13 protein-coding genes are annotated in these 16,312 nt (G+C 70.0%); 3 read left to right on the plus strand and 10 right to left on the minus strand.

The window, feature by feature from the left end; translation table 11 throughout:
• Positions 1-37 precede the first annotated feature (37 nt).
• Positions 38-1,516 (plus strand): hypothetical protein, encoded by a 1,479-nt coding sequence (locus tag DMH01_RS22125; protein WP_233621636.1) that lies wholly within the window; start codon positions 38-40, stop codon positions 1,514-1,516.
• Here the strand turns inward: DMH01_RS22125 and DMH01_RS22130 are convergent.
• The 9 genes from DMH01_RS22130 to DMH01_RS22170 all read right to left on the minus strand — a co-directional run bounded on the left by DMH01_RS22130 (position 1,497) and on the right by DMH01_RS22170 (position 14,018).
• Complete coding sequence (locus DMH01_RS22130) at positions 1,497-3,641, minus strand: ATP-binding protein (RefSeq protein ID WP_125679167.1); 2,145 nt, start codon at positions 3,639-3,641, stop codon at positions 1,497-1,499. The two genes, DMH01_RS22125 and DMH01_RS22130, sit on opposite strands and share 20 nt — an antisense overlap.
• A gap of 36 nt (positions 3,642-3,677) precedes the next feature.
• Complete coding sequence (locus tag DMH01_RS22135; protein ID WP_125679168.1) at positions 3,678-4,316, minus strand: histidine phosphatase family protein; 639 nt, start codon at positions 4,314-4,316, stop codon at positions 3,678-3,680.
• Between the two features lie 9 nt (positions 4,317-4,325).
• Entirely contained in the window at positions 4,326-4,955 is a 630-nt protein-coding gene (locus DMH01_RS22140; RefSeq protein ID WP_125679169.1) for a class F sortase, read from the minus strand.
• Entirely contained in the window at positions 4,952-5,551 is a 600-nt protein-coding gene (locus DMH01_RS22145; RefSeq protein WP_125679170.1) for an excalibur calcium-binding domain-containing protein, read from the minus strand. The genes DMH01_RS22140 and DMH01_RS22145 overlap by 4 nt, the downstream gene beginning before the upstream one ends.
• A 108-nt stretch (positions 5,552-5,659) precedes the next feature.
• Positions 5,660-6,805 (minus strand): GAF domain-containing sensor histidine kinase, encoded by a 1,146-nt coding sequence (locus tag DMH01_RS22150; protein ID WP_125679171.1) that lies wholly within the window; start codon positions 6,803-6,805, stop codon positions 5,660-5,662.
• A 14-nt stretch (positions 6,806-6,819) separates the two neighbouring features.
• Positions 6,820-10,071, minus strand: coding sequence for a thiol reductant ABC exporter subunit CydD (gene cydD, locus DMH01_RS22155; protein ID WP_125679172.1), 3,252 nt, complete (start codon positions 10,069-10,071; stop codon positions 6,820-6,822).
• Positions 10,068-11,075 (minus strand): cytochrome d ubiquinol oxidase subunit II, encoded by a 1,008-nt coding sequence (gene cydB, locus DMH01_RS22160; RefSeq protein WP_125679173.1) that lies wholly within the window; start codon positions 11,073-11,075, stop codon positions 10,068-10,070. The genes cydD and cydB overlap by 4 nt, the downstream gene beginning before the upstream one ends.
• Positions 11,076-11,468: 393 nt before the next feature.
• A complete protein-coding gene (locus DMH01_RS22165; RefSeq protein ID WP_125679174.1) occupies positions 11,469-12,980 on the minus strand; it encodes a cytochrome ubiquinol oxidase subunit I in 1,512 nt (503 codons plus the stop codon).
• An 81-nt stretch (positions 12,981-13,061) separates the two neighbouring features.
• Complete coding sequence (locus DMH01_RS22170) at positions 13,062-14,018, minus strand: S41 family peptidase (RefSeq protein WP_125679175.1); 957 nt, start codon at positions 14,016-14,018, stop codon at positions 13,062-13,064.
• Positions 14,019-14,206: 188 nt separating this feature from the next.
• Between DMH01_RS22170 and DMH01_RS22175 the strand changes: the two genes are divergently transcribed.
• Together DMH01_RS22175 and DMH01_RS22180 are read left to right on the plus strand one after the other, a co-directional pair.
• Positions 14,207-14,794, plus strand: coding sequence for a TMEM165/GDT1 family protein (locus DMH01_RS22175; protein ID WP_125679818.1), 588 nt, complete (start codon positions 14,207-14,209; stop codon positions 14,792-14,794).
• An 88-nt stretch (positions 14,795-14,882) separates the two neighbouring features.
• Entirely contained in the window at positions 14,883-15,554 is a 672-nt protein-coding gene (locus DMH01_RS22180; protein ID WP_125679176.1) for a DUF998 domain-containing protein, read from the plus strand.
• A gap of 93 nt (positions 15,555-15,647) precedes the next feature.
• Here the strand turns inward: DMH01_RS22180 and DMH01_RS22185 are convergent, their stop codons facing one another.
• The gene (locus DMH01_RS22185) at positions 15,648-16,289 is read right to left on the minus strand and encodes an IclR family transcriptional regulator (RefSeq protein WP_034309631.1); all 642 of its coding nucleotides are present in this window, start codon (positions 16,287-16,289) and stop codon (positions 15,648-15,650) included.
• Between the last annotated feature and the right edge of the window lie 23 nt (positions 16,290-16,312).

The raw sequence follows: 16,312 nt of genomic DNA on the forward strand, positions 1-16,312 counted from the left end.
ACGACAGCTCCTCGTGGTCGTCCGGACGTTGACGACGTTGAACCGGCTTCAGGACATCCTCACCCTGACGAGTGCCGATCTCCGGATCCAGACGACCTTCACCTTCGACGAGGCGCGGCCGGGGATCCTTTCGGCCGGGGTGAGTGACGCGTTGCGTGCCCTGCGCGTCGCCGTCACCCCGTGGGAACAGGCCGCGAAGAACACCTTCGACCTCATCCTCGCGGCGAGCGAGAACGACGCCCTTCACGAGCTGAACGGGCCGATTCTGCTGGTGCCGCACGGGATCGGCTACCAGAAGTACTATCCGGGCGGCCGGGTCACGTCGGGGATGGACCCGGATCGGCTCCTGCACCATGACCGTGTGATCCCGGCGGCGATCGCGCTTTCGCATTCCGTGCAACGGGAACAGCTGAAGGCGGCTTGCCCGGAAGCGCTGGACCGGGCGGTCGTCGTCGGCGATCCCTGCCACGACCGGATGATGGCGAGCAGGCACCGGGTGTCGGCCTACCGCGCGGCGCTCGGCTCCGGGAACCGGAAGGTCGTCGCGATCGCGTCGACCTGGGGCAGGCATTCGCTCTACGCCAGGCATCCGCACCTGCCCCACCGGCTGCTGACCGAACTGCCGCTCGACGAGTACCAGATCGTTCTCACCCTGCATCCCGGGGTGTGGGCGGCGCACAGCCCGTGGCAGCTGGAGTCGTGGCTTCGCCCGGAACTCGCCGCGGGGCTCACGCTCGTTCCCCCGGACCACGGCTGGCAGGCCGCGCTGCTGGCGGCGGATTGTGTGCTCTCCGATCAGGGCTCCGCCGCGCTGTACGCCGCCGCGGCGGGCAAACCCGTCCTCCTCGCCCCGTCCGCCGCGACCACGACGGTGGACGACTCGCCCCTCGCGATGTTGACGCGGGCCACGGCCGAAGTGGCGGACACGGGGTTGCGCGAGCAGATCGACACGACCATCGCGAACCCTGTGCCGGATCGCTACCGGCCGGTCATCGACCAGGCCGTCGAGGACGCCGCGAGCGGTCCGCGGCTGGGCGACGTGCTCTACGACCTCCTCGACCTGAAGCGGCCGGATCCCCGTCCCGGTTTCCCGCCCGTGCCCGCTCCGGCACCGGTGACCCATCCGGTGGCCGCGCTCGCCGCCGGCTGGGACGAAACCGGGAAGGTGGTGCGGTTTCCCGCGTCCACCCGGCCGGAAGGCCTGCGCCACCGGCATGTTCTCGCCCACGCGGATCAAGCGACCCTGCGGGAACTGGACGGTGCGGCCATCGTGTTCACCGAGGACCCCGGCCGGTTCGACGAGCTGCTCGCCCACTGGCCGCTCGCCCGGCTCGTCGCCGCTCCCGCCCCCGGCGGTTGTCTCGCGCGGGCCCGGGACCGCGGCGATTTCCTGCTGTCAGCGGAAACGGACCCGACACTGCTGGCGAGTCATCTCCACCTTCTGCTCGTCTCGCACGCGGACGTCGAAGGGACGCACGCGGTCAACGGGCAGCCGGTCACCGTCTCCCGCTGTTAGCCAGGACCGAACGGAATTCCGCCTCCCGCGGATGCCCCGCGTCGAAGTACGTCTGCCAGGCACGCTGGAAGTGCGTGTGCGCCCGGCCGTGGTCCCCGCGAGCCGCGAAAAGCCTGCCGAACTCCTCCTCGAACTCGGCCGTGTACTGCGTCGCACCGGACACCAGCCGCCACGCCTCGAGCAATTCGCGTTCGGCGTCGTCGTAGTGGCCGATCGTCCGGAGGTACTTGGCCCGGACCATCGACACCCGGCCGAGGTTCCGGCTGTCGGACGCGGGGAACTGCTGCGCGGATTCGGCGAGCAACGCCCAGATCTGTTCGTACGCACCGCCTTTCAGCAGCACGTTCGCCAGCATGCGGCTGTGGATGCCGAGTGACCGGCGGCCCGCTTCGGCCATCGCGCGGTCCAGTGTCACGGCTCGCCAAAGGAAGTCCGCGGCGGCCGGGAGGAGCCCCTTCTCTTCGTGGAACCGGCCGCAGAACTCCTGCACGGAGGACTCCAGCGCCGGGTCGTCCAGGGTCCGGACCGTTTCGAGCGCCTCCTCCAGCAGCGGCTGGGCGCGGTCGAAGTCGTGCAGCAGGAAGAAAGTACGGCCCTGCTGGCTGAGGATCCTCGTGGTCAGGGCCGGATCGCCGTGCCGTCTCGCCGCGAGCAGTCCCCAGTGGTTGATGTGGGCGAAGAGCCGGTGGTGCCCACGGTTGAGCATGAGCACTTCCAGCGCGCCGCAGATCTGCCCGAGTTCGACGTCCCGTTTCCGCTCGAAGGCCTGATACGCCAGCGCGCCATAGGTTTCCCGGGCGTCCTCGACCCAGTCGAGCGGCGCCTTCCGCTCGAAATCCGGGGTGGGCACGGAAATCGGCGCGTAGCGGCGCAGACGGTCCGGACTGGTGAGGTGGTCCGCGGCGACGGCCTGGTCGCGGAAGAAGAGCAACGCCCGATCGGTCGCGACGTCCCGGGTCCCGCGCCGGCGCGCCCCTTCGCGGATCAGGTTGAACAGCCGCTGCCGGGGAGTGCCGGTCGGCGCCAGGAACCCCGCGTCCGTGAGTTCGTCGAGCGCGTCTCCGGCGGGCTTGCCGAAGACCGCCGTCGCCGACGCCGTCGTGAAATCGGGCCCGGGATGGGCAGCCAAGAGTTCGCAGAGTTCCGCGGCGTCGGCGGACAACTCGGCGAACGACTGCTCGAACGCCATCGCGATGACGTCGACTCCGCCGAGCACCCCGGTCCGCCGGAAATCGGCCAGTACCGAGGCGACCGCGCCGGGGCCGCGCCGCAGGCGTTTGCGGATCCGGACGCCGGCCTGCACCAAGGCGAACGGCATGTGGTCGCACAGCGCGGCGAGTTCGGCGGCGGAGTCGCGTTCCGCCTCGACGGCCGCCGGATCCGACGCCTTGCCGAGGAGTTCGAGCGCGAAGTCCCGTTCGAGGGATTCCAGCTCGATCGGCGGAGCGACGTTGCCGGTCAGCAAGTCGTCGTCCTGGCGGATGGCGGTCACCAGCACCAGGCTCGACGGCGACGAGGGGATCAGTTCGCGGATGTCCGCGGCCACTTCGGCGTTGTCCAGTGCCAGGAGGAACCGGCGCCGGGCGGTGACCGACCGGTACTGGGCCCACAGCTCGGCGGTGTCCGTGGTCATCAGATTCGTCTCGACCCCGAGCGCGCGCAGGACCCGGGTCGCCACCTCCGAGTGACGCAGGACGGTGCCGTCGCGATAGTCCGCGAGGTCGACATAGACCTGATCCGGGTAGCGGTCGCGGAGGTCGTCCGCGAGCCGGTACACGAGCGCGCTCTTCCCGGCCCCGCGCGGCCCGGTGATGACGTGGACGCCCGGCCCCGAAGCGCTTCGCCTTTCCCTGTCCCGGTCGACGAAATGCGCGGGCGCGCCCGGCACATCGCGAACGCCGGTACCGTCTCCCGCGAGGATCTCCTGCAACCGCTCGGCGAAGCCGGGATCGGTTTCGACCAGTTCCCGGACCGCCCGCTCGGCGCTGGCGGGATCCGCGAGCAGCGCCTCGACGTCCTGTGCGGTGCGGCGACGGGCGAGCCGCTTGGCCACCAGGTCCTTCACCCCGCCGGCGGCGCCGACCGCCAGCGCTTTCACGGCCTCACCCAGAACGGCTTCCCACACGGCGTGTTCCCCTCGTCACGGCTGGTACCGAGGCTATCAACGATCGGTCTCCCCGGTCGGGAGATGGCCGATCCCGGCGAGCGTCACGACCTGCCGGTTGTGGAAGTAGTCGTCCTCACGCAGCACCGTGACGCTCCCGGGTGAACCGCGGAAGTCGACGTACCCGGCCGATTCGAGCGGCATCCGGATCCACGCGGCGATCACGAACGTGAGCGCGCCACCGTGCGTGACGACGACTTGGTGCTCGCAGCGGCTTTCCAGGATCGACTCCATCGCCGCGTACACCCTCGCGGCCATCGCCCCTTTGGTTTCGGCGCCGGGGATTCCTTCGTCGTGGCCCAGCCGGTCGCCGACGGCGGGAGGCGGGACGAACCGGCCGTCCAGCCATGCCTGCGGACGGCCACCGGCTTCCCCGTACGACTTCTCGCGCAGCCGCGGGTCCAGGATCGGGGTGACACCGAGCCGTTCACCGATCAACTCGGCCGTCCGCGCGGTGCGGCGCAGATCCGAGGAGTAGAGCTCCACCTCGCCCGGCACCTTCGCCCGCAGCGACTCGGCGACGGCGGCGGCCGCGCGTTCTCCGTCGGCCGTGAGTTCGGAGTCGAACCACCCGCCCACCAGACGATCGACGTGATGGGTGGCCTCAGGATGCGTGACGACGTAGACGGTGCGCATCCCCCGAATCTAAACGCGGGTCAGTTTCGCGAAGGCGACGACGTTGTCGAGGTAGTTGCCGGTGGAGGAGTCGAAATCCCCGCCGCAGGTGATCAGGCGCAGTTCCGGCCCGGTCGTGTCGCCGTAGACCTTCTCCGTGGGGAAGGACGCCTTCGAGTGCCGCTCGACGGCGTACACGGTGAACACCGCGGTGATCCCGTCTTCACGATGGACGAGGGCTTCGTCGCCGACCTTGAGTTCCTTGAGCCGGACGAAGACGCCGGGGACCTTCTTGTAGTCGACGTGCCCGGCGAGGACGGCGGGCCCGATCTCGCCGGGTGCCGGTCCCCCGGTGAACCAGCCGGTGGTGATCGCGTCGTGCGGCACCTCCAGGGTGCCGTCGCCTGCCAGGCCGAGGTCGACGATCTCGCCGGTGCGGACCCCGATCGCCGGGATCTCGAGCCTCGCTGGTCGCGCGGGCGCGAGCGGCGGGGCTGTGCTGGGTGAAAGCGCCGTGGACACCGTGGTGGGTGGCGCCGGCGACGCGACCTTGCCCGGCGGAGGGACGGCGCACGCGGTCAGCAGGGCCGCGCACACCACCCCGACGAGGGCGCCGATGACCAGCGGAAACGGCCATCGACGCCAGGAAGATCCGGTCATCGCTCGGCACGCCGCCGGAGCACCAGGGACGCGCCGGCGGCCGTCGCGGCCAGCAGTGCCGCGCCGGTCAGCGCGACCGCGGCGACCTCCAGGGGACCGCCGTTGGCTTCGCCGCCGCCGGTCGCGACGCCGCCGACGGGTTTGACCTTGACCTGTCCCGATTTCGCGGGTTCGCCGAACCGGGATTCGCAGGCGTACCCGTCGTGGTCACCGTCGAGCTTGTGCGGGTCCCGCGGGTTCTTCTTGAGCTCGGCCTGCGCGGCGGCCTGCGAGGGGAAATCGGCGCAATCCTTGTCGGTGGGTCGCGTTTTCGTGGTGCTCGGAGGTGCGGTGGGCGTGGTCGTCTCGATCGGCGCCGTTCCGCGTTTGGGCCGCGTTTCGCAGGCGATTCCGTCGTTGTCGTCGTCCAGATTGTGCGGATCGGACCGATCTTTCTCGAGTTCGGCCTGAGCGTCTTCCTGATACTTGAAGTCACCACAGTTCAGATCGGCGATCGCGGGCGCTTCCGCCAGCGCGAACGCCACGGAAGCGGGGCCGAACAAGGAGAATCCGGCAAGGATGACGGCCGTGCCGAGGGCGCGACGAACCGAGGACATGAGGAGTCCTTTCACTGGAAATTCGCGCTCCGAGCGCGTTCGATGCACTTACAGTCGCGCACCGGCCCCAGCTGTTACGGATTAATCGGAATTCTCGACCCGTTATTTTCACACGGTCTGATCGAGTGGCACGTCGAAAGCGACCAAGGTCCCGAGGCTCGGGGAAGAATTGATCGAAAAGCGTCCGCCGGACGTCGTCGCGCGTTCGGCGAGATGACGGAGGCCGCGTTTGGCCACGCCCTGCGGGACGCCGGATCCGTTGTCCCGCACGCGGAGTTTGACGCCTTCCGCGTCGCGGCTGAGCGTCACGCGGGTCTCGCTCGCTCCGGAGTGCCTGACCACATTGGACAGTGCTTCGCGCAGGGCGGCGCGGATGTGGTCCGCCTGTTCGGCGGGGATGTCGGCCAGTTCCCCCGAAAGTTCGAGGGTCGGCGGGTAGCCGAGCAGCTCGCCCGCGATGCGCACCTCGCCCCGCGCGGATTCGGCGAGGTCGGTGGCCGTGACCGTCTGGTTCGCGGGTTCCGGGCTGCGCAGCGCGCGCACGGTGCCGCGGATCTCTTCGATGGTCTGGTCGAGCTGGTCGATCGCCTCGGACAGCCGCGCGCCGTCGGCCTGCGCGAAGCGTTTCCGCATGTTCTTGCGGACGCGGTCGAGTTGCATCCCGGCGCCGTAGAGCCGCTGCACGATGACGTCGTGCAGTTCGCGCGCGATGCGTTCGCGCTCTTGGTAGAGGGTCACGCGGTGCCGGGCGTTGGCGCCTTCCGCCAGCGCCAGCACCACGCCCGCCTGCGCGGCGAACGCGGTGAGCACCTCGACCGTGCTGGCGGAGAACGGTTCCCCGCCGTGGCGGCGGTACACGGTGAGCGCGCCGAGGACGCGTCCGCCCGCGCCGAACGCCGACGCGGCGAAAGGCCCGAAGCCTTGGAGCTCCGGCGGTACGAACGGCGCCGTGCGGGGATCGACGGTGAAGTCCTCGCTGACCACCGGTTTCCCGCCCCGGGCGACCTGGCCCGCGGCCGAATCGGCGGAAAAGGCCAGCCCGCGGAGGCCTTGGGTGGTGTCCCCGTGCGCGGCCTCGGCGACCACCTGGCCGTCGTCCGCGCGCACCATGACGAGACCGAGGTCGGCCTCGGCCAGTTCGACGGCGCGGGCGACCACGGTCTCCAGCACGTCGCCCGGGTCTTCGCCGGACAGGGCGGTGCCGGTGATCTCGGTGGCGGCGGACAGTGCGCGCGCGGCAAGCGTGGGATCCATGAGCGCTATCGACATTAGACCGCTCCGGCCCTTGTTCGCGCTGTGACCCGGCCCTCCCGCACCTCCAGGATCACGTCCGCGTCGTCGGCTTCGGCGGCGTTGTGCGTGACGTGGACGACGGTCTTCCCGGCGAGCGCCTCGCCGAGCCGCTCGCGGAGGGTGCGCGCGGTCGGTTCGTCGAGGTGGGCGGTGGGCTCGTCGAGCAGCACGAGATCGGCCCGCGCGGCGCCGAGGACGGCACGCGCCAGCGCGACCCGCTGCGCCTGCCCGCCCGAGAGCCCGGCGCCCGCGCTGTCGAGCATCGTCGTGAGCTCGACGTCCTCGAGAACGGCTTGGTACAAGGCTTTTCGCAGGTCTGCTTCGGACGCCGTCGGCTGAGCGAGCCGCAGGTTCTCGGCGACCGTGGTCGAGACGAGCATCGGTTCCTGCGGTGCCCAAGCGACATTTTCGGGGGCGGCGACGTCGCCCTTGCTCGGCTTGAGGAAGCCGAGCAGGGCCGCGACGAGCGTCGACTTCCCGGCGCCGCTCGGGCCGACGACGGCGACGTGCGTCCCGGGCGCGATGTCGAGGTCGACCCCGGTGAGGACCGGGCGCTCGGAGCCGGGCCAGCCGAGGTCGGCGTTCCGGATCCGCACCCCGCCGGTGCTATGAAAGGCCCCTTCATTGCAAATTTTGCTATGAAGGACTCCTTCATTGCACGCGGCGAGGCGCAGACGGGCCTGGCGAAGGGTGTCCCAGTGCTGCGCGGCGGGCGGAAGAAGGGAGAGGACCTCCGCCAGCGCGAGCGGCACCAGGGCGACCACGGGCGCGAGTACCGGGTTCAGCGCGCCGGCGGCGACGGCGCTCACGGCGAACCCGGTGCTCACGACGGTGGCGGCCCCTGTCGCCAGGATGATCAGGGCTTCGGCCGCTCCGGCGCCGAAGGCCTGTCGCCGGGCTTCGGCGGTCAGCGCGGCGTCGGTGGTGGCGATTCGACGACGTCGCTCTTTGTCGACCCCGTACGCGATCAGCTCGGCGGCGGCTTCGAACAGGCTCAGCACCTGCGCCGACACCGAACGCCGTCCGGCGGCCAGCGCACTGGTCGCGCGGCGTTCCGCCCGGAGCGCGAGCAGCGGCGCGAACGCGCTGACCAGCACGGCCACGGTCAGCGCGAGTCCGGCTTCGGGCAGTACGACCGCCTGGACCGCGACGGCGCCGACGGCCACCAGCGCGACCACGACCAGCGGCGTGATCACGCGCGGGAGCAGGTCGCGCACGGTGTCGGTGTCGCCGACCAGCCGCCGCTGTTCCTCACCTGCCCGAAGCGCGCGTGCCGGTCCGAGGCGCACCAACGACTCCCACAGCCGGACGCGCAGGCTCCCGGCGATCCGGAACGCGGCGTCGTGCGTGACCAGCCGTTCGAGGTAGCGCAGCCCCGCACGGCCGAGGCCGAACGTCCGCACGCCGACGATCAGCACCGTCAGGGTCAGGATCGGCGGCTGGTGCGACGCCTTGGCGATCAGCCAGCCCGAAAGCGCGGTCAGCGCGACGCCTGCGAGCAAGGCGGCGGCACCGAGCAGCGCGCCACCGAAGAACCTGGGGTGCAGCAGGTGGCGCCAGGGCAGCGGCTTGGTCGTCCGTGGTTCTTCCGTGACTCCGGCTTCGAGCGTCGAGCTGGTCGACATGTCGACACCAGACGTGCGCTCGTGGGCGGCGATGATCGCGGCGGCCCCCTGGTCGACGGCCTTGTGCACCGCGGTCATGACGAGCGCGGCGTTGACTTCGTCGAGGTGGGCGGCGGGTTCGTCGAGCAGGAGCAGCCACGCGCCCGACCGGACGCGCATCAGCGCCCGCGCCACCGCGACACGCTGCCGCTGTCCCTGGGAAAGCTTCGAAACCGGCCGCTCGGCGAGTCCGGTGAGCCCGAGTTCGCCGAGGACCTCATCGCCGCCGACCTCCTCGCGGACGGTGCCACCGCCGAACACCGGCGACTGCGGCACCCAGGCGACGTTCTCGCGCCACCGCTCCAGGTCGGCGTCGGCGAGTCCGGTACCGCCGATGGTGATCGTCCCGTCGTGGGCCTGCACGAAGCCGAGCAGTGCGGCGAGCGTCGTCGATTTGCCGCCGCCGCTCGGCGCGCGCAACCAGGTGATCTCCCCGGGCCGGACGCTGAACGTCTCCCCGTCGGGCGCGAATCCTCCCCGCCTGGCGACGCGCAATTCGCGGACGTCGATCTCGCCCTGCGCAGGGTTCTGGGAACCGTTGGGCGGCAAGGGTTCCGCGAGTACGTCCGCGACGCGGCGCACTGCCTCGACGCCGTCCTCGCTGGCGTGGAACGCGGCACCGACCGCGCGCAGCGGCTGGTAGCACTCCGGCACGAGGATCAGGACGCCGAGCCCGATGGCCAGCGACAGTTCGCCGGAGACCAGCCGGACACCGATGACGACCGCGACCAGCGCGACCGAAAGCGTCGCGATCAGTTCCAGCGCGAACGCCGACGCGAACGCGACCTTCAACGTCTTGAGCGTCGTGCGGCGATGACGTTCGGAGATCTTCCGCACCGTCTCGGCCTGCGCTTCGGCGCGGCGGAACGCGCTGAGGATCGGCAGCGCTCGGACGAGTTCCAGCAGGTGACCCGACAGTCGTTGTTCGGCGTCGGCGGCCTCGGCGACCCGCTCGGCGGTGTGCTTGCCGATCAGGATCGCGAACAACGGGACCAGCGGCACCGTGATCACGACGAGCAAGGCCGACGGCCAGTCGGCGAACAGGATCGCGGCACCGGCGGCGAGCGGCACGATCGCGGCGGTCACCAGCGCCGGGAGGTACTGGGTGAAGTAGGCGTCGAGCGCGTCGAGTCCCTTGGTGGTCAACGACGTCAGCTCACCGTGGCCGCGGCACGCGATCCACTCCGGGCCGAGTTTCAAGGCGTGGTCGAGAGCTTTGGCGCGCAGTTCCTCCTTCGCGCGGGCGGCGGCGCGAACGGAGACGATCCGCACCGCCCAGCCGGTCAACGCGCGCCCTGCGACGAGCGCGAGCAGCACGGCCAGCTGGGCGGTGCGGTCCCCCGGTGTTCCGCGGACGACCGCGGAGAGGACGTCGGCCAGCAGGAACGCCTGTCCCACCAGCAAGACCGCGTTGACGAAGGACAGGATTCCGCTGAGGATCAACGCCCGGCGCGCCGCACTCGAAAGTGGAGCCAGCGCGCCGAGCGGACCCTTCCCCGGTCGCGCTGGGTCCATTGTGGACTCCGTGGCGGAAAGGGTGTCGCGGCCGGGAAGTTCGGTCATGGTGCGTGCACCGGTGGGATGTGCCGGGTGCCGATGCGCTTGCGGAACACCCAGTACGTCCATCCCTGGTAGATCAGGACGGCGGGCGCGCCGAACAGCGCGACCCAGGTCATCACGGTCAAGGTGTACGGGCTCGACGCCTCGCCCGCGATCGTCAACGTGTTCGCCGGGTCCACAGTGGACGGCAGGACGTTCGGGTACAGGGCGACGAAGATCGCGACGGCGGAAGCCGCGATGACCCCGCCGAGCGCGGCGAACGCCTGCCCTTCGCGGCCCGCGCGGATCCTGAACCACGCGACGACGGCCGCGACGACGGCGACGCCGATGAGGAACAGCGTCCACAGGTCGCCCGAGCGCAACTGCACGAGGACGAGGAACGCGAGCAACGGCAGCAGCGCGACCGGGAGCAGGCGGGTGGCCAGGTTCCGCGCGCGATGGCGGAGGTCGCCTTCGGTCTTGAGCGCGAGGAACGCGGCGCCGTGGACCAGCGAGAACCCGACGACCGCGATCGCACCGAGCAGCGTTTCGACGCTGAGGGCGGCGAACGGGCCGCCGACCCGGTCGCCGTCGGCGTCGAGCGGGAGGCCGAGGACGGTGGTCGCGAGGAGGAGCCCGACGCCGAACGGCGGGACCCACGAGCCGATGCCGATGACCCGGTCCCAGTTGCGGCGCCAGCGGTCGGAGTCGACTTTGCCGCGATATTCGAACGCGACGCCGCGGCCGATGAGGGCGAGCAGGACCACCAGGAGCGGGAGATACGCGGCCGAGAACAGTGACGCGTACCAGCCTGGGAACGCGGCGAACATCGCGCCGCCTGCGACGATCAGCCAGACCTCGTTGCCGTCCCAGACCGGGCCGATCGTGTTGACCATGACGCGGCGCTCGGTGTTGTCCTTCGCGAGGACCGGCATGAGCATGCCGACGCCGAAGTCGAAGCCTTCGAGGAAGAGGTAGCCGAGCCAGAACAGGGCGATGACGCAGAACCAGATCGTTTCGAGGGTCATCGGGTGCTCACTTTCCTGGGCTGAAGGACGCTTTCACCGCATGCGACGCGGTGAAGGGAGCCTTCGGTGCGTGCGATGCGGCGAAGGGCCCCTTCAGCCCACTGCCTGGTCGCTTGCGCGGTCGCTTGCCCGGTCGCGTCCCCGGCCGACGTCGAGCGGCATGTCGCGAAAGCCACTTTCGGGACATCAGACGTCGCGAAAGTGGCTTTCGCGACGCTTCCCGACCCGTCGAGGCCACCCCGTCGGCCCCGGTCGCCCTGAGTTATCCACAACCGCTCAAGTTGTCCACAGATCGGCTGTGGGTAACCCGCCTGAGCGATACCCCCGATACGCTGGGTGCGGGGCCGTCCCCCGGGAAGGGCGGGGGGCTGGGTAGGTGACGTCAAGAGGCGATCAGTAGGCGAAGGCCAGCGCGTCGTCATCGCCGTCACCGCCTTTCGAATCGCTGTTCTCGCTGGTCGAGGCCGGTTTCTTGGGTGGCATGACGGCGTCGACGCCGCCGCGGACGTACTTCCGCATCAGGAAGACTTCGACCACGCCGAGCACCGCGTAGACGGTCGTCAGGGCGATCAGCGACGTCCAGACCTCGCCTGTGGACAACTTCGAGACCGCCTGCGCGGTGAACATCCACACCCCGTCGACACCGGTCGGGTTCGGCACCACCACGAACGGCTGACGGCCCATCTCGGTGAAGATCCAGCCGGCGCTGTTGCCGATGAACGGCGTCGCGATCCCACCGAGCACGAGCCACGGGAACCACCGCTGCCCGGGGATCCGCCCACGCCGGGTCAGCCACAGCGCGAGGAGCCCGATCCCGGCCGAGATCGCGCCGAAGCCGATCATCGCGCGGAAGCCCCAGTAGGTCACCGGCAGGTTGGGCACGTAGTCGATCGGCTTGCCCGCGAGCGAACCGAGCTGCGGGTCGTCCGGGTAGTTCGTGCCGTACTTCGCCTGGTATTCGGTGACCAGGTTCTCCACGCCCTTGACCTCGGTCGAGAAGTCGTTGTGCGCCAAGAACGAGAGCAGGGCGGGCACGTTGAACGTCTTGACGTCCTCGCAGTTCGCGTTGCGGACGTCGCCGATCGCGATGATCGAGAAGCTCGCCGGTTTCTCCGTGTGGCACAACGCTTCCGCCGACGCCATCTTCATCGGCTGCTGCTCGAACATCAGCTTGCCTTGGAAGTCGCCGGTGATCGCCAGCACCGCGAACGCCACCACGCCGGTCCAGCCGCCGAGACGCAACGACGAACGCCACACCGCGCGGTGCTCGTCGTCCTCCGAACGCTTGCGCCACAGCTGCCAGCCGGCGACACCGACCAGGAACGCCGCCGCCACCGAGAAGGCGCCCGCGAGCGTGTGCGGGATCGCGGCCAACGCGGTGTTGTTCGTCAGCACCGCCCAGATCGAGTTCATCGTCGGCTTCCCGTCGACGAACTCGACCCCGACCGGATGCTGCATCCACGAGTTCGCCGCGAGGATGAAGTACGCGGACGCCACCGTCGCCAGCGAGTACGCCCACGCACACGCCAGGTGGACCTTCTTCGGCAGTTTGTCCCAGCCGAAGATCCACAGCCCCAGGAAGGTCGACTCGACGAAGAACGCGACGAGCCCCTCCATCGCCAGCGGCGCGCCGAACACGTCCCCGACGAACCGCGAGTACGCGCTCCAGTTCATCCCGAACTGGAACTCCTGCACGATGCCGGTGACCACGCCCATCGCGAAGTTGACCAGCAGGAGTTTCCCCCAGAACTTGGTCATCTTCAGATACCGCTGGTCGCCCGTGCGGACCCAGGCCGTCTGCATCCCGGCGACCAGGACGGAAAGCCCGATGGTCAGCGGGACCATCAGGAAGTGATAGACGGTGGTGATGCCGAACTGCCATCGAGCGAGATCGAGAACTTCCACGCCTCAAGCCTGCTCAACGCCCGTTGAGCCCGCCAGTTCAAGTGGTCCCGATCTCGCCGGGACGTAGGTCCCGCGCCCAGGTCAGCCGAGGGCGGCGAGTGTGAGTCGCGCCTCGTCGGCGACCTGCCGCCGCACGCCCGTGTCCCCCAGCGTCAGCACGTGGGCCAGCGCCAACGCGTACGCCGTGTCGAAAGCGGCCTCGACGTCGACGGCGATGTCGGGCTGGACGCCGATGCCTTCCCAGTTGGTCCCCGTGACCGGGTTCACGGCCCGCCCACCCGGGACGGTGACATCCAAATGGGTGTCCACTTTGTACTGTCGGCGTGGGTTCGCCCCGCCGCCGGTGACCGCGCCGACCGTCTTCGCCCGCCCCAGTTGCTGCAGCGAGTAGCTCAGGTCCTCGGCGCCGGAGAACGTCGTCGGCCCGGTCAGCACCCACACCGGCTTGTCCGCGCCGAACTTGCGGCCCGGTACGTACGGCAACGTCCAGAACTGGTTGGTCACGTCGCCGTCGCGCAGATAGATGCTGTTGAAGTGGACGGGCTCGTCGCCGACCAGGTAGCTGATCAGCAGCGCGACCGTGGACGGGTCGCCGCCCCGGTTCTCCCGGACGTCGATGAGCAGCGCGTCGGTGGTCGCGAGCAGCGTCATCGCCGCGGACAGCGCCTCGCCGGCGATGTCCGGCCCGTAGAAGAGCTTCGTCTCCAGGTAGCCGACGTTCCCGGCCAGCCGCCGCGCCGACGCGATGCCGTGGCAGTTCAGTTCCGCCTCGCGCCGGAACTGCTCGGGATCGAACGACTCCCCGTCCACGTCGGGCAGCGGGTCGACGTGATGCCGTAGCCGCAGGTGCTTGTCCCCGTTGACCGACTGCAGGTCCTGGGTGACCGCGACGGCGAACGCCTGATCGTCGAGCCCCGCGTACGCGCCGTCACTCAGCCTCGCCCGCAGGAACACCGTCAGCTTCTCGGCGACGTCGGGGAACACATAGTGCTCCTTCAACCGCGTGCACACCTCTTCGATCCGCGCTCTCTCGTCCATGCTCCGGGACGCTACCAGCGGAGCCGGAAAAAAGAATTCGGTTTACCGAAAACTCAATTCCGCCCCGGCGCGAATCACAATTCGCCCGCACATGCCGTCCGATTCGGAAAAGCCATCAGCTTGCCTTTCTCTGAATCACCCCTTTATCGTTGCAGTGAAAGGGGTGAAGAACCATCATGTCGAGCTCGATGCTGGCGCTGATCAGCGCATTCGGCCTGGTACTGGCCGTGGAGCTACCGGACAAGACCCTGGTCGCCACCCTGGTTCTCACCACCCGTTTCCGCGCGTGGCCGGTATTCGCCGGAGTCACCGCCGCATTCGCCGTGCAATCCGCGATCGCCGCCACCTTCGGCAGTGTGCTCACTTTGCTGCCGGAGACACTGGTGGCCGTGATCGTCGCCGCGATGTTCGGAATCGGCGCGTTCATGCTCCTTCGTGAAGGGTTCAGTCCCGGCAAGGACGGTGGCGAGGACGCGTCGCGTTCCGGGCCGAGCCCCGCGACCTTCTTCCGCTCCGCGCTGACCTCGTTCGGTGTGCTGTTCGCCGCCGAATGGGGCGACGCCTCCCAGCTCGCGACGGCCAGTCTCACGGCCCGTTTCGGCAACCCGTTCGCGGTCGCGCTCGGCTCCTTCGTCGCACTTGTCGCCGTCGCCGGGCTCGCCGTCTTCATCGGCGCGAAGGTCCGCAGCCGGATTCGGCCCAAGCTCATCCAGCGCGTGGCCGGCTTCGTCTTCGCCGGGTTCTCGCTGTTCGCGCTGGCCCAGCTGGCGTTCTGAGGCGCACGGGGTTTTCACAGGTTCGCCGGGTAACCTTTCGGGAACGAAAAGGTGAACACCCGCCCCGACGTGCCTGGAGAAACCGTTCGTGACCTCGCCCAAGATCCTCGCGGCCCGTGCCGTCTCCCCCGTGCACGGCAGGCTCGCGGTCTTCGGCATGGCCGTCGCGGTCGCTATCTCGATCGACCTGCACCTGCGGCTGTCCAGCCAGGTCAGCCCGATCTGGCAGACGCTGTCCGAGTACGTCTACGGCTACCTCTCGCCCGGTTCGACGGCGGCCCCGCTGTTCGGCGCGATGTGCCTGGCGCTGGGGTTCGGCTCGCTCGCGCTGCTGGGCGGGATCGCGAAAGCGCACCGCCGCGGCTATGAGTCCGTCCTCGTCCTCCTCGGCGTGTGGTGTGCCGGGCTGTTCGTCCTCGCGCTCGTCCCCGTCGACCCCGAGGGCCAGGCGCGCTCACTGGCCGGGCAGATCCACAACTACGCGGCGCTGGCGGCGTTCCTCGCGCTTCCCGGCGCCGCCTGGGTGCTGACCCGCCCCGGCCGGGCGCGCTGCCCGTGGGAGCCGCGCCGCACGACGATCCGGCGGCTGTCGGTGGCCAGCTTCGCCGCGGTGGTGATCGTGCTCGGCGGCTTCGTCTGGACGATGCTGACCGGCCCGTCGCATCAGGAGGTCACGCTCGGCCTGTTCGAGCGGCTGCTGTTCGCGGTCGACCTCACGCTGCTGGCGACCATGGTCCGCCCGCTGCTCAGCCACCGCTGAGAGCCTGTTGGCGGAGCTGAGATGTATCGCCAAAAGCAGCGAACGAGTGAACCCGCTGCCGACTCGATCGCGGGTTCACCAACAGACGGAGCGCTACTCGGGCTGCTTCAGCACCTCGGCCAGCCGGACGGCGGCCGCCACGACCGCCGGGCCCACCACGGACGCGTCCAGCGGCTCGAGGGACACGACACCCACGCTGGCCTTCAAGCCCGGCACCCCGCGCACGGGCGCGGCGACGCCCGACGCGCCGGCCTCCAGTTCACCGGACGAGGTGACCCAGCCCTCGCCGCCGCCGGGACGCAGCGTGATCGCCTTGCCCGCGGCGCCGGCGGACAGCGGATGCCGGGTACCGACGCGGTAGGCGACGTGGAAGCTCGTCCAGGACGGTTCGACGACCGCGACGGCCTGCGCCTGGTCCCCCTGCGCGACCGACAGGTGCGCCGTCGCGCCGACCTTCTCCGCCAGCTCACGCAGGACCGGCCGCGCGGCCTCGCGCAGCTGCGGGAGGACCTGCCCGGCGAGCCGGAGCAGGCCGACACCCAGCCGCACCTTGTTGCCGTCGCGCCACACCAGGCCGCGTTCGGACAGCGGGACGAGCAGCCGGTAGACGGCGGCCCGGCTCGCGCCGATGGCGACGGCGAGCTCGGAGATCGTCGCCGCCTCGCCACCCGCGTCCGCGACCGCTTGGAGCAGCGCGAGCCCGCGGTCGAGAGTCAGCGACCCTTCACGAGTCAAGACCAACCCCGCCAACCCCACGC

This window comes from Amycolatopsis sp. WAC 04182 (assembly GCF_003947465.1).
Lineage (GTDB): Bacteria > Actinomycetota > Actinomycetes > Mycobacteriales > Pseudonocardiaceae > Amycolatopsis.